Source organism: Streptomyces sp. NPDC030838, assembly GCF_055572035.1.
On record NZ_JBVIED010000021.1, the window covers coordinates 1 to 17252 of the forward strand.

The following is a 17252-nucleotide window of genomic DNA, read 5'->3' on the forward strand; positions in this document are numbered from 1 at the left end:
AAACGCCCGGTTACATTCCGAACCCGGAAGCTAAGCCTCACAGCGCCGATGGTACTGCAGGGGGGACCCTGTGGGAGAGTAGGACGCCGCCGAACTCCTTTTAGAGCTCTGGCTCTTGGGCACACAGCCCGAGGGCCAGAGCTTTTTTACGTTGAGGTAAGGTCAGGGGGCATCGTTGGTACGTTTTCCCACAGGAGGCCCCCGGGTGGAGGTCCAGGAGACCCGTGTTCAGACAGACCGGGTCCTCACCATCCCGAACATCCTCAGCATGGCGCGACTCCTTGGCGTGCCCCTCTTCCTGTGGTTGATCCTCAGGCCTGAGTTCGGCGGCCCGAAGAGCGATGGCTGGGCGCTGTTGGTGCTGGCTCTGAGCGGCGTCAGCGACTATCTGGACGGCAAGTTGGCGCGGCGCTGGAACCAGATCAGCAGCCTCGGCCGGCTTCTGGACCCCGCGGCTGACCGGCTCTACATTCTCTCGACCCTGGTAGGCCTCACCTGGCGGGAGATTCTGCCTCTCTGGTTGACCGTTGTACTGCTGGCTCGAGAGCTGGTTCTCCTGGTGATGGTGGGCATCCTTCGGCGCCATGGCTATCCGCCGCCGCAGGTGAACTTCCTTGGGAAGGCCGCCACGTTCAACCTGATGTACGCCTTCCCGCTGCTGTTGCTCAGTGACGGAACTGGATGGATCTCGTCACTCGCTGCTATTTTCGGATGGGCGTTCGCCGGATGGGGTACAACGCTGTACTGGTGGGCAGGAGTCCTCTACGTGGTACAAGTCCGCCGTCTCGTTCGTGCGGACGCCATGGCCGATTGAGCTCGCCGATTGGTGCGGCCACAACGGCGCGATGGCCCGCGAGGGAAAAGTGCGGGACAATTCGGACGGGTGAAGTCGGCTAGACCGTCGTCTCTTCGAGGAGGACGCTTCCGACATGAAGGCCGTCGTGATGGCCGGCGGCGAGGGCACACGCCTTCGCCCCATGACCTCAAGCATGCCCAAGCCGCTCCTGCCGGTGGCCAACCGGCCGATCATGGAGCACGTTCTGCGGCTGCTCAAAAGGCATGGGCTCAACGAGACCGTCGTAACTGTGCAGTTCCTTGCCTCACTGGTCAAGAACTATTTCGGTGACGGCGAAGAGCTCGGAATGGAGCTCACCTATGCCAACGAGGAGAAGCCACTCGGTACCGCGGGAAGCGTGAAGAACGCCGAGGAAGCGTTGAAGGACGACACGTTCCTCGTCATCTCCGGTGATGCCCTGACCGACTTCGACCTCACGGACCTGATCAACTTCCACAAGGAAAAGGGCGCGCTGGTCACCGTCTGTCTGACGCGTGTGCCGAACCCTCTGGAATTCGGCATCACCATCGTCGACGAACAGGGCAAGGTCGAGCGCTTCCTGGAGAAGCCGACCTGGGGCCAGGTCTTCTCGGACACGGTGAACACGGGCATCTATGTGATGGAGCCCGAGGTCTTCGACTACGTCGAGGCAGATGTTCCCGTCGACTGGTCCGGCGATGTCTTCCCGCAGCTGATGAAGGAGGGCAAGCCGATCTACGGCTATGTCGCCGAGGGCTACTGGGAGGACGTCGGTACGCACGAGAGCTATGTGAAGGCGCAGGCCGATGTCCTGGAGGGCAAGGTCGACGTCGAGATCGACGGCTTCGAGATCTCCCCGGGTGTGTGGGTGGCCGAGGGAGCCGAGGTGCATCCCGACGCCGTGCTGCGCGGTCCGCTCTACATCGGCGACTACGCCAAGGTGGAGGCCGGTGCCGAGATCCGTGAGCACACCGTCGTGGGCTCGAACGTCGTCGTCAAGAGCGGCGCGTTCCTGCACAAGGCTGTGGTGCACGACAACGTGTATGTCGGGCCGCACAGCAATCTGCGCGGGTGCGTTGTCGGCAAGAACACCGACATCATGCGCGCCGCCCGGATCGAGGACGGCGCCGTCATCGGTGACGAGTGCCTGATCGGCGAAGAATCGATCGTGCAGGGCAATGTGCGGGTCTATCCGTTCAAGACGATCGAGGCCGGTGCATTCGTCAACACCTCGGTCATCTGGGAATCGAGGGGCCAGGCGCATCTCTTCGGGGCCCGTGGCGTCTCCGGCATTCTGAACGTCGAGATCACGCCGGAACTCGCCGTGCGGCTGGCCGGCGCGTATGCCACCACGCTCAAGAAGGGCGCGACCGTCACCACGGCCCGCGACCACTCCCGAGGTGCTCGCGCGCTGAAGCGGGCGGTGATCTCCGCGCTCCAGGCCAGCGCCATCGACGTACGAGACCTGGAGAACGTACCGCTGCCGGTCGCGCGGCAGCAGACGGCGCGGGGGAGTGCCGGCGGCATCATGATCCGGACCAGTCCCGGGGTGCCGGATTCCGTGGACATCATGTTCTTCGACGGGCAGGGCGCGGATCTCTCGCAGGCCAGTCAGCGCAAGCTCGACCGGGTGTTCGCGCGGCAGGAGTACCGGCGGGCCTTCCCGGGTGAGATCGGGGACCTGCATTTCCCGGCGAGTGTGTTCGACTCGTACACCGGGTCGCTGCTGCGGAACGTCGACACGACGGGCATCGCCGAGTCCGGGCTGAAGGTCGTGGTCGACGCGTCGAACGGGAGCGCCGGGCTGGTGCTGCCGAGTCTGCTGGGCAAGCTCGGCGTGGACTCGCTGACCATCAACCCCGGCCTGGACGAGTCGAGGCCGACGGAGTCGGCGGAGACGCGGCGCAAGGGGCTGGTGCGGCTGGGCGAGATCGTCGCGTCCGCGCGGGCGGCGTTCGGGGTGCGCTTCGACCCCGTCGGCGAGCGGCTGTCGCTGGTCGACGAGAAGGGGCGGATCGTCGAGGACGACCGGGCGCTGCTGGTGATGCTCGACCTGGTGGCCGCCGAGCGGCGCAGCGGGCGGGTGGCTCTGCCCGTCACCACGACGAGGATCGCCGAGCAGGTGGCGGCGTATCACGGGACGCAGGTCGAGTGGACCACCACCTCGCCGGACGATCTGACGCGGGTCGGTGCCGAGGAGGCGACGATCTTCGGCGGTGACGGCAAGGGTGGCTTCATCGTTCCGGAGTTCAGCAGTGTCTTCGACGGCGCCGCCGCCTTCGTACGGCTGATCGGGCTGGTGGCCCGCACGCAGCTCACGCTCAGCCAGATCGACGCGCGGATTCCACGGGCCCACGTCCTCAGGCGTGATCTGGCGACTCCGTGGGCCGTCAAGGGGCTGGTCATGCGGCGGGTCGTCGAGGCGGCCGGAGATCGCTCCGTGGACACCACCGACGGGGTTCGGGTGGTCGAGGCCGACGGGCGCTGGGTGATGGTGCTGCCCGACCCGGCGGAGGCGGTCACGCATCTGTGGGCGGAGGGGCCGGACGACGCCTCGGCTCAGGCCCTGCTGGACGAGTGGTCGGCGGTGGTGGACAGCGCCGGGCGTTAAAACGCCCTGCACGCGCGCGTGCCGGACAAGTGTCCCCAAGGGGGCCTGTCCGGCACGCGGGTGGGGCCATTCGGAGGTACTGGGCGCGACGTGCGACGATGTGCGGCATGTCGCAGCAGCCCCCCGTTCGGAGCACGTCCACGCGCCCGCCCGCGCGTCCGGACGCGTCGATGTCGCTGCTCACGAACGTCATGGACCACAGCCTGGACGACGGGTACGCCGAGGCGGCGGCGCGGAAGAAGGCCGCGGGCGACGGGGGGATGCCCAAGACGCTGAGGGCTCGGCTGGGGCTCGCCGCCGGCCTGGTCCTGGCGGCCCTCGTGGTGACCGTGGGGGCCGCGCAGGCACAGGTGGCCGCTCCCGTTGTGGCCAAGGAGCGCGAGGAGCTGATCGACCGCATCGACCGGGAGAGCGACGCCGCCGACGAGCTGGAGGACGCCGTCGACCAGCTGCGGGACGAGGTCGACGCTCGCCGGCGCGCGGCGCTCAAGCAGAGCGGCGGGGGCGAGCGGACGGAGCTGGTGGGCATCCTGTCGGGCGCCACGGAGGTGCACGGCCCGGGGGTGAAGCTCGTCGTCGACGACGCCAAGGACTCCAGCGCCGGCGGAGACGGCGAGCCGCGCGGGACCTCTGGTTTCTCCGACACCGGACGGGTGCGCGACCGGGACATGCAGCGCGTGGTCAACGGGCTGTGGGAGTCGGGTGCCGAGGCCGTCTCGATCAACGGGTTGCGGCTGACCGCGCTGTCGGCGATCAGGGCCGCGGGCGACGCCATACTGGTCGACAACCGGCCACTGGTGCCGCCGTACACGGTGCTCGCGGTGGGCGACGGCGAGCGGTTGAGCACCCGCTTCCAGAACAGCGCGGACGGTCTGTATCTGCATGCCCTGCAGGAGAACTTCGGCATCCGGACCGGTATCTCCGTGGAGGACGATCTCCGGCTTCCGGCCGCGACGAGCGTGACGGTGCGCACCGCACAGCCGAGAACTGAGTCAGCACAGCCGAGAACTGAGAAAGGCACATCGTGATCGCCGTACTGGGCCTCGTCGTGGGAGTCGTGGCCGGCCTGTTGGTCCGGCCCGAGGTTCCGGCGGTCGTCGAGCCTTATCTGCCGATCGCCGTGGTGGCGGCACTCGACGCCGTCTTCGGTGGTCTGCGGGCCATGCTCGACGGCATCTTCGACGACAAGGTCTTCGTGGTGTCGTTCCTGTCGAACGTGGTCGTCGCCGCGCTGATCGTGTTCCTGGGCGACAAGTTGGGTGTGGGGGCCCAGCTGTCCACCGGTGTCGTGGTCGTCCTCGGCATCCGGATCTTCTCGAACGCCGCGGCGATCCGCCGGCACGTGTTCCGGGCGTGAGGCCGATGAGCAACCAGGACGAGACGGACGAGAACCGGCTGCGCAGGGAACTGCCCGAGGAGGTGCCGGTACCGGCACCGCGGGTCGCGGAGCCCGAGGAGACGGCCGAGCCCGCGCTGACCGGCCGGCAGCGGCTGGTGAAGGGGCTGTGGCCGCCGCGCGTCACCCGCGCCCAACTCATCGTCGCGCTGCTGCTGTTCGGGCTGGGCTTCGGGCTGGCCGTGCAGGTCGCCTCCAACAGCGACGGCGACAGCGCCCTGCGCGGAGCGCGGCAGGAGGATCTGGTCCGCATCCTCGATGAACTCGACGACCGCACGCAGCGTCTTGAAGACGAGAAGCAGGGTCTCGAGAAGCAGCGGGACGAGCTGGAGAACAGCTCGAACCAGGCCGAGGAGGCCCGTCGGCAGACGATCGAGAAGGAGAGGCAACTCGGCGTTCTCGCGGGCACGGTGGCCGCGGAGGGTCCCGGCATCACCATGACCATCGAGGACACGAAGGGGACGGTCGAGGCGGACATGCTGCTCGACGCGATCCAGGAGCTGCGCGCCGCGGGCGCGGAGGCGATCCAGGTGAACGGAGTGCGGGTGGTCGCCGGCACCTACCTCACGGATTCCGGCAAAAGCGTGAGCGTCGACGGGAACAAGATCAACGCGCCCTATCGTTTCAAGGTCATCGGCAAGCCGCAGGACCTGGAACCGGCGCTGAACATCCCTGGAGGCGTGGTGCAGACGCTTGAGAAGGAGCAGGCCACCGTGACCGTCGAGCGGTCCGACAAGATCATCGTGGACGCCTTGCGGGCCGCGGAGCGACCTGACTACGCTCGGTCGTCCTCCCAGTGAACCGGCGGTGCATGGCTGACGTCCGGCGGGGGCATGAGGTTGCGGGGGGTCGGCGCACCGATTGGGTGGTGCGTGGTGGAAACTGTCTGGTGGACACGGACGTTGTGAGGATGTCCGGCTCGACCAGTGTGTGCAATCAGGGTTCGTCCTGCCCCACGGGCGGGTCTGTTTCGGTCAAGGGGAATCGCCCGTGAAGTTGTTTGCGAAGTTGTTCGGCAAGAGCGCGCGAGAGGGTAGCGACAGCAACGCGACCGCTCGCCATCGCGCACAGCCTGACGCGGAGGGCCAGCGCCCGCTGTTCCGGGACCAGGTGGCTGGTCCGGGCGGTGACATTTCGGGAGGCCAGGGCGCGCCGTCTGTTGACCCTGCCCAGTCCGGCGGCATAGGTTTCGGGCAACCGTCAACCTCAAGTACGGGTGGAGGGTTTTCCTCTGGTCCGTACGCGTCCAATGCCCCGGCGGGGCAGCCGCGGCAGGAGGATCCGTCCATGTCGGTCCTGGTGTGTACGAGGTGCGGTAACCGCAACGCGGAGAGCAGCCGCTTCTGTTCCCACTGTGGCGCGCCGCTGCGGGCGGGTGCGGAGCGTCCGTCGGAGACGACCTCCACGATCTCCATCAGCGGCCTGGAGGCCTACGACGCCGAGGCCACCGGTCAGACGCCGATGCCGACGCTCTCCCCGGAGGCGCAGGCCGCCGTCGACGCGCTGCCGCTGGGCTCCGCGCTCCTGGTGGTGCGCCGGGGGCCGAACTCGGGCAGCCGCTTCCTGCTGGACAGCGACCTGACCACGGCCGGGCGTCATCCGCAGAGCGACATCTTCCTGGACGACGTCACGGTCTCCAGGCGGCATGTGGAGTTCCGTCGCAGCCCGGACGGCTCGTTCACGGTGGCCGACGTGGGCAGTCTGAACGGCACGTATGTCAACCGTGAGCGGATCGACCAGGTCGCGCTGTCGAACGGCGACGAGGTGCAGATCGGCAAGTACCGACTGGTGTTCTACGCCAGCCGGCAGGGCATCTGACCCTCCCCCAGACGCAGTCCGGGGGGAACCCCAGGGAAGGTCCATGCTTCGAACACCGAGCGGCGGTGCCGGGAACGGTACCGCCGCCGCGGACAGTGGGCTGATGAGCATCGGCACGGTGCTGAACGTGCTGCGCGAGGAGTTTCCCGAAGTCACCATCTCCAAGATCCGTTTCCTGGAGTCGGAGGGGCTGATCGAGCCGCAGCGGACCCCGTCGGGGTATCGCAAGTTCAGCGCCGGTGATGTCGAGCGTCTCGGCCATGTCCTGAGAATGCAGCGGGACCACTATCTGCCCCTCAAAGTGATCCGTGAGCACCTCGACGCGATGGAGCGGGGCGAGGAGGTCCGGCTTCCCACGCTCGGCAGACAGCGGGACGGCGAGGCCGTGCCGGAGCCTGCCGAGGGGCCCACGGCGGTCCGGATCGGGCGGGCGGAGCTGCTGGCCGCCGCCGGGATCGACGAGCACCAGCTCGCCGAGTGGGAGGCGTACGGGCTGATCACGGCCCTGTCGGACGGGGTGTACGACGCGGAGACCGTCACCGTGGCGACCCTGGTCGCCGAGCTGGGGCGGTTCGGGATCGAGCCGCGGCATCTGCGGCTGATGAAGGCCGCGGCCGACCGTGAGGCCGGGCTGGTGGACCAGGTGGTGGCCCCGCTGAAGCGCCACCGCAACCCGCAGACCAGGGCGCTCGCCGAGGCCCGGACCAAGGAGCTGGCGGGGCTCACGGTGAAGCTGCACGCGGCGCTGGTGCAGATCGCGCTCGGGGTGCGGCTGCCCTGAGCTGGGGCGAGCAGCCCGGGAGGGCGGTTCGGACAGGGCCGCGGAGGATGTCCGGCGGGTCCGTGGAGGATGTCCGGGGGGTCCGCGGGCGGCCGGATCGGGCGCCTGAAGTCGGCCCGACTACCCAAACGTCCCGAGCACGGCCTAGGGTTGCTGTGTGAACGAGCTCGATGTCGTAGGTGTCCGGGTCGAGATGCCCTCCAACCAACCGATCGTGCTCCTGCGTGAAGTGGGAGGCGACCGTTACCTCCCCATCTGGATCGGGCCGGGGGAGGCGACGGCGATCGCCTTCGCCCAGCAGGGCATGGCCCCCGCGCGACCGCTGACCCACGACCTGTTCAAGGACGTGCTGGAGGCCGTCGGCCAGGAGCTCACCGAAGTGCGCATCACGGACCTGCGTGAAGGCGTCTTCTACGCGGAGCTGGTCTTCGCCAGCGGGGTCGAGGTGAGCGCCCGTCCTTCCGATGCCATAGCGCTGGCCCTGCGCACCGGAACGCCGATCTACGGCAGTGACGGGGTGCTCGACGACGCCGGTATCGCGATTCCGGACGAGCAGGAGGACGAGGTGGAGAAGTTCCGCGAGTTCCTCGACCAGATCTCGCCCGAGGACTTCGGCACCAGCAGCCAATGAGGCGGGGTGGTTCGGCGGGTCCTCGGGCCGGTCGGGCCGTGCCTCGTCACAGCACGCCATCGGCACGTGCCGGTGGCGAGTGAGAGCGTCCTGCGGCTCCCGCCGAGAGCATTCGGCTAGCCTTTCCCCGCGGTGGGGTACGGGAAACCACTCCTAGGGTGATTATCACTCGGCGTGCCGAGTGTGGCGATCGTTGACGCACCCTTGGTGACTGCCTACCGTCGAGAAGGCAGGTCAAGGACGGAGGTCGGCGTGAGAAGCAGCGGCGACGGTACGGCTGGGGGTGCCCCCGGACGCAGTCTGGGGGAGAGCGGTCCGTACCCGCTTGGGCGGGCGGCCGGTCACGCTGCACCGCGGCCGATGGCTGTGCCCGGCGGCGGAGGGGCGGCGTCCGAGGCGACCGAGGAGGTCGGCTACCGAGGTCCGACGGCCTGCGCGGCCGCCGGCATCACCTACCGGCAACTGGACTACTGGGCACGTACGGGCCTGGTCGAGCCGAGTGTGCGGCCCGCCTACGGGTCGGGGACCCAGCGGCTGTACAGCTTCCGGGACGTCGTCGTCCTGAAGATCGTCAAGCGGTTCCTCGACACCGGCGTGTCGCTGCAGAACATCCGCACCGCCGTTCAGCATCTGCGGGAACGCGGCTTCCGCGATCTTGAGCGTATGACGCTGATGAGCGACGGCGCGACGGTGTACGAGTGCACTTCGCCGGACGAGGTCCACGCTCTGCTCCAGGGCGGCCAGGGCATCTTCGGGATCGCGGTCGGCGTGGTGTGGCGGGATGTCGAGAGCGCGCTGTCCCAGCTGCACGGGGAGCGTATCGACACCGGGGAGACACTGGTCGGGCACAATCCGGCCGACGAGCTGGCACGCCGGCGCAACCGCGCGGTCTGAGGCGGTCGCGGAGTGATCCGGCTGGTTCGCAGAGTGTCGTAGGCTCAAGCGCTTTCTGAGGTGCAGGGACGGTTCTGCGGCCGCATTGTCAGTGGTGTGGTGCAGCATCGGAAATGTGAGAACCGCGCCCACGATCCTGCATCTCGACATGGATGCCTTCTTCGCCTCGGTGGAGCAGGCGTCGAAGCCGAGCCTGCGCGGAAAGGCCGTCATCGTGGGCGGGCTGGGGCCGCGCGGTGTGGTCGCCACCGCCTCCTACGAGGCCCGGGTCTTCGGGGTGCACTCGGCGATGCCGATGGCCCAGGCGCGGCGGCTGGCGCCGAACGCCGCGTACCTCACGCCGCGCTTCGGTCTCTACCGGTCGATCAGCGAGCAGGTGATGGGGCTGCTCAGGTCCCTGTCGCCGCTGGTGGAGCCGTTGAGCCTGGACGAGGCCTTCGTCGATCTGGAGGCCGGGGACGCGGCCTGGGACGCGGAGTCGGCGCGGCTGGCCGGGACGAAACTGCGCGCGGACATCCGGGAGGTGACCGGGCTGACCGGGTCGGTGGGGCTGGCCGCCTCCAAGATGCTCGCGAAGATCGCCTCAGAGCAGGCCAAGCCCGACGGTCTGGTGCTGATCGATCCGGGCATGGAGCGGGCGCTGCTCGGGCCGATGCCGGTGCGGACGCTGCCGGGGGTGGGTCCGGCGACCGGTGACCATCTGCGGCGGGCCGGCATCACCACGGTCGAGGAGCTGGCCGAGGCGGGCGAGGACGAGCTGGTGCGGCTGCTGGGCAAGGCCCACGGGCACGCGCTCTACGCGATGGCGCTGGCGCGGGACGAGCGGCCCGTGGTGGCCGAGCGGGAGGCCAAGTCGGTGTCGGTGGAGGACACCTACGACGTGGACATCCACGACCGGGTCCGGGTGGGGCTGGAGGTGCAGCGGCTGGCGGACCGGTGTGTGCGGCGGCTGCGCGGCGCGGGGCTGTCGGGGCGGACCATCGTGCTGAAGGTGCGCCGGTACGACTTCTCCACGCTGACCCGCTCCGAGACGCTGCGCGGCCCCACGGACGACCCGGCGGTGGTGCGGGAGGCCGCGGCACGGCTGCTGGAGTCCGTGGACACCACGGGCGGCGTCCGGCTGCTCGGCGTCGGCGTCAGCGGTCTCGCGGACTACACGCAGGAGGATCTGTTCGCCCAGGCGGCGGGGGAGCGGGAGGACGGGCCGGTGGAGGAGGGGACCGAGGAGCAGGCGCCGGTGGCGGTCGAGCAGACCGAGCGGCGGTGGCCGGCGGGCCATGACGTCCGGCATGCCGAGTACGGGCACGGCTGGGTGCAGGGCAGCGGGCTCGGGAGAGTGACCGTGCGGTTCGAGACCCCGGATTCGGAGCCGGGGCGGGTGCGGACGTTCCGGATCGACGACCCGGCGCTGGAGCCGGCCGAGCCGTTGCCGCTGGTTCCGCGGGTTCCGCTGGTTCCGCGAAGACCCGGCGAAGGCAGGGCACCGGCGGACGGGCCCGCGGACGGTGCCGGGGTGATGCCCGGGGTGAGCGGCTGACCGGCGGTGCGGCCGGGCGCGCTCGGTGGGTGAAGCCGGTGGTCGCGCGACTCGGCCCTGCCGGGGCTGCTCACCCCGGGGTCTTCAGGGCTCGTCCGTGCCCGCCAGCTTGCCGAAGTCGCGGTCGGGGAGCGGCGGCGGGGACGCGATGTCGAGGCCGTAGTGGTGGTAGAGCTGGAGTTCCTGCTCGGGGGAGAGATGGCGGCCCACGCCGAAGTCGGGGGCGTCCTTGATCAGGGCGCGGTCGAAGGGCACGTGGAGGCTGCCCTCGATCAGTTCGCTGGGTTCGAGGGGGACGAAGGCATCCCTGCTGAACAGCCCGGTGCGTATGGCGGCCCACTCCGGAACGCCGGTCGCGTCGTCGAGGTAGACCTCGTCGATGGTGCCGATCTTGGTGCCGTTGCGGTCGAACGCCTTGCGGCCGATCAGGTTGCGCGGATCGATATCGGTCTGCACGGGCCCTCCACGTGGTCGCAACTCATCCGTAAGCACTACGAAAGAGCACATTGGTGAACCCGGCCACTCGAACGCCTGGGCATTGACCTCGCTGGTAGGCTGACAGCGGCTGCTGACCCCGTGCGGGAGAGTCCTCCGAAGTGATCGGAGGCGCCGAAGGAGCAAATCCTCCCCGGAATCTCTCAGGCCCACGTACCGCACGGACGAGGTCACTCTGGAAAGCAGAGCGGGTGTCGACGGCTTCCGCTCTCACCGACGGTGAAAGCCGGATCCCTCTGGGGCGATCCGGTGAAGCTCTCAGGTTGAGATGACAGAGGGGGAGGCCGTCGGGGCACCCGCGCCGTGGTGCCCCTCGAAGGTCGCGTCAGACCAGGAGGCCTCCGCAATGACCGCCCATCGCATTCCGCTCTCCGAGCTCGAACAGGGCATTCCGTTCGAGCAGCGCCACATCGGGCCCGACCAGGAGGCTCGGGCCAAGATGCTCGCGCAGGTCGGCTACGGCTCGCTGGACGAGCTCACCGCCGCCGCGGTCCCGGATGTGATCAAGAACGCCGACGCCCTCGACCTGCCGGGCGCGCGCAGCGAGGCCGAGGTGCTGGCCGAGCTGCGGTCGCTGGCCGACCGCAACCAGGTCCTGGGCTCCATGATCGGCCTCGGCTACTACGGCACCTTCACGCCGCCCGTCATCCTGCGCAACGTGATGGAGAACCCGGCCTGGTACACGGCCTACACGCCGTACCAGCCCGAGATCTCCCAGGGGCGGCTCGAGGCCCTGCTGAACTTCCAGACCATGGTCGCCGACCTCACCGGCCTGCCGACCTCCGGCGCCTCGCTGCTGGACGAGGGCACGGCCGCCGCCGAGGCGATGGCGCTGTCCCGGCGCATGGGCAAGAACAAGAAGGGCCTGTTCCTGGTCGACGCGGACGCGCTGCCGCAGACCATCGCCGTGATCCAGACCCGCGCCGAGCCGACCGGCGTCGAGGTCGTCGTCGCGGATCTGTCCGAGGGCATCCCGGCCGAGCTGGACGGGCGGGAGATCAACGGCGTCCTCGTCCAGTACCCCGGCGCCTCCGGTGCCGTACGGGACATCAAGGCGGTCATCGACCAGGCGCACGAGCGGGGTGCCCTCGTCACCGTCGCCGCCGATCTGCTGGCGCTGACGCTGCTGAAGTCGCCCGGTGAGCTGGGCGCGGACATCGCCGTCGGTACGACGCAGCGGTTCGGTGTGCCGATGGGCTTCGGCGGGCCGCACGCCGGTTACATGGCGGTGCAGGAGAAGATGGCGCGCAGCCTGCCCGGGCGGCTGGTGGGCGTGTCCGTGGACGCCGACGGCAACAGGGCGTACCGCCTCGCGCTGCAGACCCGTGAGCAGCACATCCGCCGCGAGAAGGCGACCAGCAACATCTGCACCGCGCAGGTGCTGCTCGCCGTGATGGCCGGGATGTACGCCGTCTACCACGGCCCGGAGGGCCTGAAGGGCATCGCGCGGCGCACCCACCGGTACGCGTCGATCCTGGCCGCGGGCCTGGCGAAGGGCGGGGTCGAGGTCGTCCACGGTGCCTTCTTCGACACGGTCACCGTGCGGGTGCCGGGCCGGGCCGCCGAGGTCGTGGCCGCCGCGCGCGAGAACGGCGTCAACCTGCGGCTCGTCGACGGCGACCTGGTGTCGATCGCCTGCGACGAGACCACCACGCGGGTCCAGCTGGGCGCCGTATGGACCGCCTTCGGCGTCGAGGGCGACGTCGAGGCGCTGGACGCGACCACCGAGGACGCGCTGCCGGGCGGGCTGCTGCGCGCCGATGACTTCCTCACCCACCCGGTCTTCCACCAGCACCGCTCCGAGACCGCGATGCTGCGCTACCTGCGCCGGCTCGCCGACCGCGACTACGCGCTCGACCGGGGCATGATCCCGCTGGGCTCCTGCACCATGAAGCTCAACGCGACCACGGAGATGGAGCCGGTCACCTGGCCGGAGTTCGGCCAGCTGCACCCCTTTGCGCCCGCCGAGCAGGCGGAGGGCTACCTCACGCTCATCCGCGAGCTGGAGGAACGTCTCGCCGAGGTCACCGGCTACGACAAGGTGTCGCTCCAGCCGAACGCCGGTTCGCAGGGCGAGCTGGCCGGCCTGCTGGCCGTACGCGGCTACCACCGGGCCAACGGCGACGAGCAGCGCACCGTGTGCCTGATCCCGTCCTCCGCGCACGGTACGAACGCCGCGAGCGCCGTCATGGCCGGCATGAAGGTCGTGGTCGTCAAGACCGCCGAGGACGGCGAGATCGACGTAGACGACCTGCGGGCGAAGATCGAGCAGTACCGCGACGAGCTGTCGGTGCTGATGATCACGTATCCCTCGACGCACGGTGTGTTCGAGGAGCACGTCTCCGACATCTGCGCGCAGGTGCACGAGGCGGGCGGCCAGGTGTACGTCGACGGTGCCAACCTGAACGCGCTGGTCGGGCTGGCGAAGCCGGGCCACTTCGGCGGCGACGTCTCGCACCTGAACCTGCACAAGACGTTCTGCATCCCGCACGGCGGCGGCGGTCCCGGCGTCGGCCCGGTGGCCGTCCGCGAGCACCTGGCGCCGTATCTGCCGAACCACCCGCTCCAGCCGGCGGCCGGTCCGGAGACGGGCGTCGGCCCGATCTCGGCCGCGCCGTGGGGCTCCGCGGGCATCCTGCCGATCTCCTGGGCGTACGTCCGGCTGATGGGCGGCGAGGGGCTGAAGCGCGCCACGCAGGTGGCGGTGCTCAGCGCCAACTACGTCGCCAAGCGCCTCGAGCCGCACTACCCGGTGCTCTACACCGGTCCGGGCGGGCTGGTCGCGCACGAGTGCATCATCGACCTGCGCCCGCTCACCAAGGCGACCGGCGTGAGCGTCGACGACGTCGCCAAGCGGCTCATCGACTACGGCTTCCACGCGCCGACCATGTCGTTCCCGGTGGCCGGGACGCTGATGATCGAGCCGACCGAGTCCGAGGACCTGGCCGAGCTGGACCGGTTCTGCGACGCGATGATCGCCATCCGCGCGGAGATCGAGAAGGTCGGTTCCGGCGAGTGGCCCGCCGACGACAACCCGCTGCGCAACGCGCCGCACACCGCGGGCGCGCTCGGCGGGGAGTGGGAGCACGCGTACAGCCGGGAAGAGGCCGTCTTCCCGGGCGGGGTCTCCGCCGCCGACAAGTACTGGCCGCCGGTGCGCCGGATCGACCAGGCGTTCGGTGACCGGAACCTGGTGTGCTCGTGCCCGCCGCTGGACGCGTACGAGGACTGATCCCTCGCGGATCCCTCGCGTGCGGGGCTCCGCTTCGGCCCGGACGGCCGGGGCGGGGCCCTTTTCGCTGCCCTGGGGCGCGCTCAGGCGGGGTACGCGTGCGTCTGGGTGGCCTTGACCGTGGCCCAGACCTCGGCGCCGGGGTGCAGGTCCAGCTCCGCGGCGGCGACCGTGGTGAGGTCGGCGGCCAGCGGGAGCTCGCCGGTGAGGGCCACGCGGATCTGGTCGCCGTGAGTCTCCAGGCCGGTGACCGAGCAGCGCCAGAGGTTGCGGGCACTGGAGCCGGCGGGGCGCTCTCGGTAGAGGGTGACCGCACCCGGGGGGAACGCGACGAAGACCGGGCCGGTGAGGTCTTCGGTGGTGGTGATGGCGGGGCCGGCGTCGAGGCGGACGGTGTGGCCGTCTGCGCGGCCCTTGTAGAGGTTCAGGCCGACCAGCTGGGCGACGTAGTCGGTGCGGGGGCGGCGGGCGATCTCGGCCGGGGTGCCCTCCTGGACGACATGGCCCTGTTCGACGACCACCAGCCGGTCGGCCAGCACCATCGCGTCCAGCGGGTCGTGGGTGACCAGGACGGCGACCGCTTCGAAGTCGGCCAGGTGGTGGTGGAGCTGGGCCCGGACGTCGAGCCGCGTACGGGCGTCCAGGGCGGCGAGCGGTTCGTCCAGGAGCAGCAGCCGGGGGCGGGTGGCCAGGGCGCGGGCCAGAGCCACGCGCTGGGCCTGGCCGCCGGAGAGGCGGCGCGGCTTGGCGCCGGCGTGCTCGGCGAGGCCCATGCGGTCCAGCCACGCGGCGGCCTGGGCTCGGGCCTCCGCCTTGGTCGCGCCCTGGCAGCGCGGGCCGAACGCCACGTTGTCCAGGGCGGTCAGGTGCGGGAAGAGCAGATAGTCCTGGAAGACGACGCCGACCGGGCGGGACTCGGGTGGCGTACGGTCCAGTGCGACGCCGTCCAGACGGAGATGGCCGCCGGTGAGCGGGGTGAGGCCGGCCAGGGCGCGCAGCGCGGTGGTCTTGCCGGCGCCGTTCGGGCCGAGGAGGGCGAGGACGTCGCCGGGGGCGGCGGTGAGGGTGATGTCCAGGCGGAAGCCTTCTCCGCGGTCGACGGTCAGGTGGGCGTCCAGGCCGTTGTTGTGTGTCGGGTTGTGGGTGGGCATCCGGCCTTCGGCCGGATTGGGGTTCCCACCCGCACCGCCCGTGCGGGTTTCGTTGTCGGGTGCGGGTGGCCCCTGTGGGGGCTTGGCGCCGTCGGCGGCTGACGGGCCGTCTTCGGTGTTCGGGGTGCCGCTCGTGGGTGTGTTGTTCTCGGTCATGTGGCTCTCATCCAGCGGTCCCGCAGGCCCGCCAGGACCGCGATGGACACGGTCAGGAGGACCAGGCTGAGGGCGATCGCGGCCGCGGGGTCGTTCTGGAGGGCCAGGTAGACGGCGAGCGGCATGGTCTGGGTGCGGCCGGGGAAGTTGCCCGCGAAGGTGATCGTCGCGCCGAACTCGCCGAGGGCGCGGGCCCAGGCCAGGACGGCGCCCGCGGCGATGCCGGGGGCGATCAGGGGCAGGGTGACCCGGCGGAAGGCGGTGAAGCGGGAGGCGCCCAGAGTGGTGGCGGCCTCCTCGTAGCGCCGGTCGGCGGCGCGCAGCGTGCCCTCCACGCTGATGACCAGGAACGGCATGGCGACGAACGTCTCTGCCAGGACGACCCCCGCCGTGGTGAACGGCAGTGTGATGCCGAACCACGCGTCCAGCCACTGCCCGACGACGCCGTTGCGGCCGAGCGCGAGCAGCAGCGCGACACCGCCGACCACGGGGGGCAGCACGAGCGGCAGGGTCACCAGGGCGCGGACCAGGCCGCGGCCGGGGAACTCCGTGCGGGCGAGCAGCCAGGCCAGCGGGACGCCGAGGACCAGGCTGAGCGCGGTCGCGGCCGTGGCGCAGATCAGGGACAGCCGCAGCGCGTCCCACACCTCGGGGCTGGTGAGCTGCTCCGGGAGGTCGCGCCAAGGGGAGCGGACGAGCAGGGCGATCAGCGGGACCAGGAGGAACGCCAGGCCGAGGAGGGCGGGGACCAGGAGGGGCAGCGGCACGCCCCGGGCGCCCCTCGGCCGCCCGCGCGTCGGCTTCTCCTGGCTAGTGGAGCTCATGGCTTGAGGAACCCGGCTTCGGTCAGCACCCGCTGCCCCTCGGCGGAGCGCACCAGCGTGACGAAGGCCTTGGCGGCCTCAGCGTTGGGTGCGTTCTTGAGCAGGGCGATCGGGTAGTCGTTGATGGCGTCGGCCGACTCGGGGAACTCCACGCCCTCCACCTTGTCACCCGCGGCCCGCACGTCCGTCCGGTACACGACGGCCGCGTCGGCCTCCTTCAGCTCCACCTTGGTCAGGGCACCCTTGACGTCCTGCTCGTAGGAGACGGGGGTGAGGTCGAGTCCGGCGGCGTCGAGAGCTTTCTGCGCGGCGGCGCCGCAGGGCACCGTCTCGTCGCACAGCACGACCTTGAGGCCGGACTTGGTGAGGTCCTTGAGGGAGGAGATCCTGTCGGGGTTGCCCGGGAGGGTGGCGATCTCCAGCTGGTTGCGGACGAAGGTGACCGGCTTGCCGGCCGTGCCGTCCTGGTCCGTCACGAGGGCCATGGTCTTCGGGCTCGCGGCGGCGAAGACGTCGGCGGGTGCGCCGTTGGTGATGCCGGCGGCGAGGCCGTCGCTGCCGCCGAAGTTGAAGCTGACCTTGGTGCCGGGGTGCTGCTGCTCGAACTCCCTGCCCAGCTTCTCGAAGCTCTCCTTGAGAGAGGCGGCGGCGAAGACGGTGACCGTGCCGGAGAGCTTCGGGGATCCCGAGGCGCCGGCGGTCGCGTCATCGGAGGACGACGAGCAGGCGCTCACCGCGAGCAGCGCCGCGGTGCCCGCGCCGGCGATGCGCAGGGTCCGGCGGGCGGTAGGGGTCATCTCGGGGCCACTCCTCGGTCGTCCATGCGTGCTCAACGCCGATCATAGTGACGCAGGTGCGAGCCGTATGTCTCCTGGAGCATCGCATGAGCAAGCCTACGACCCGATGCAGGCA

At 70.1% G+C, this 17252-nt stretch carries 15 protein-coding genes, 1 rRNA gene and 1 riboswitch; of the genes, 12 read left to right on the top strand and 4 right to left on the bottom strand.

The window, feature by feature from the left end; genetic code table 11:
• The 11 genes from rrf to ACZ42A_RS37040 form a co-directional block, all read left to right on the top strand.
• Positions 1–95 (top strand): 5S ribosomal RNA (gene rrf, locus ACZ42A_RS36990); the annotation flags it as partial.
• Positions 96–205: 110 nt separating this feature from the next.
• Positions 206–814 carry a CDP-alcohol phosphatidyltransferase family protein gene (locus ACZ42A_RS36995; RefSeq protein WP_468531749.1) on the top strand — a complete coding sequence of 203 codons (609 nt, stop codon included), beginning with the start codon at positions 206–208 and terminating at the stop codon, positions 812–814.
• 115 nt (positions 815–929) lie between these two features.
• The gene (locus ACZ42A_RS37000; RefSeq protein ID WP_468531750.1) at positions 930–3425 is read left to right on the top strand and encodes a sugar phosphate nucleotidyltransferase; all 2496 of its coding nucleotides are present in this window, start codon (positions 930–932) and stop codon (positions 3423–3425) included.
• A 98-nt stretch (positions 3426–3523) separates the two neighbouring features.
• Positions 3524–4453, top strand: a complete 930-nt coding sequence (locus ACZ42A_RS37005; RefSeq protein WP_468531751.1) for a DUF881 domain-containing protein — start codon at positions 3524–3526, stop codon at positions 4451–4453.
• A complete protein-coding gene (locus tag ACZ42A_RS37010) occupies positions 4450–4782 on the top strand; it encodes a small basic family protein (protein WP_003988855.1) in 333 nt (110 codons plus the stop codon). Before ACZ42A_RS37005 ends, ACZ42A_RS37010 begins: the two co-directional genes overlap by 4 nt.
• A 5-nt stretch (positions 4783–4787) precedes the next feature.
• Positions 4788–5621, top strand: a complete 834-nt coding sequence (locus ACZ42A_RS37015) for a DUF881 domain-containing protein (protein ID WP_468531752.1) — start codon at positions 4788–4790, stop codon at positions 5619–5621.
• Between the two features lie 61 nt (positions 5622–5682).
• The gene (locus ACZ42A_RS37020) at positions 5683–6639 is read left to right on the top strand and encodes an FHA domain-containing protein (RefSeq protein ID WP_468531753.1); all 957 of its coding nucleotides are present in this window, start codon (positions 5683–5685) and stop codon (positions 6637–6639) included.
• Between the two features lie 43 nt (positions 6640–6682).
• Positions 6683–7420, top strand: coding sequence for a transcriptional regulator FtsR (gene ftsR, locus ACZ42A_RS37025; RefSeq protein WP_468531754.1), 738 nt, complete (start codon positions 6683–6685; stop codon positions 7418–7420).
• A 157-nt stretch (positions 7421–7577) separates the two neighbouring features.
• The gene (locus ACZ42A_RS37030) at positions 7578–8051 is read left to right on the top strand and encodes a bifunctional nuclease family protein (RefSeq protein WP_004002801.1); all 474 of its coding nucleotides are present in this window, start codon (positions 7578–7580) and stop codon (positions 8049–8051) included.
• 252 nt (positions 8052–8303) lie between these two features.
• On the top strand, positions 8304–8945 hold the full coding sequence (locus ACZ42A_RS37035) for a MerR family transcriptional regulator (RefSeq protein ID WP_468531755.1): 642 nt from the start codon (positions 8304–8306) through the stop codon (positions 8943–8945).
• Between the two features lie 115 nt (positions 8946–9060).
• Entirely contained in the window at positions 9061–10482 is a 1422-nt protein-coding gene (locus tag ACZ42A_RS37040) for a DNA polymerase IV (RefSeq protein WP_468531756.1), read from the top strand.
• 84 nt (positions 10483–10566) lie between these two features.
• Here the strand turns inward: ACZ42A_RS37040 and ACZ42A_RS37045 are convergent, their stop codons facing one another.
• Positions 10567–10938: a PRC-barrel domain-containing protein gene (locus ACZ42A_RS37045; protein ID WP_468531757.1), complete on the bottom strand. Its 372-nt coding sequence runs from the start codon at positions 10936–10938 to the stop codon at positions 10567–10569.
• A gap of 113 nt (positions 10939–11051) precedes the next feature.
• Positions 11052–11146, top strand: a riboswitch (glycine riboswitch).
• A 177-nt stretch (positions 11147–11323) separates the two neighbouring features.
• Here ACZ42A_RS37045 and gcvP point away from each other — a divergent pair.
• Positions 11324–14209: an aminomethyl-transferring glycine dehydrogenase gene (gcvP, locus tag ACZ42A_RS37050; protein ID WP_468531758.1), complete on the top strand. Its 2886-nt coding sequence runs from the start codon at positions 11324–11326 to the stop codon at positions 14207–14209.
• Between the two features lie 83 nt (positions 14210–14292).
• On the opposite strand, the gene ACZ42A_RS37055 is transcribed toward gcvP, so the two are convergent.
• The 3 genes from ACZ42A_RS37055 to modA form a co-directional block, all read right to left on the bottom strand.
• On the bottom strand, positions 14293–15360 hold the full coding sequence (locus ACZ42A_RS37055; RefSeq protein ID WP_468531899.1) for an ABC transporter ATP-binding protein: 1068 nt from the start codon (positions 15358–15360) through the stop codon (positions 14293–14295).
• Between the two features lie 152 nt (positions 15361–15512).
• Positions 15513–16340, bottom strand: a complete 828-nt coding sequence (locus tag ACZ42A_RS37060) for an ABC transporter permease (protein WP_468531759.1) — start codon at positions 16338–16340, stop codon at positions 15513–15515.
• Positions 16337–17137 carry a molybdate ABC transporter substrate-binding protein gene (gene modA, locus ACZ42A_RS37065; RefSeq protein ID WP_468531760.1) on the bottom strand — a complete coding sequence of 267 codons (801 nt, stop codon included), beginning with the start codon at positions 17135–17137 and terminating at the stop codon, positions 16337–16339. Before modA ends, ACZ42A_RS37060 begins: the two co-directional genes overlap by 4 nt.
• Positions 17138–17252 lie beyond the last annotated feature (115 nt).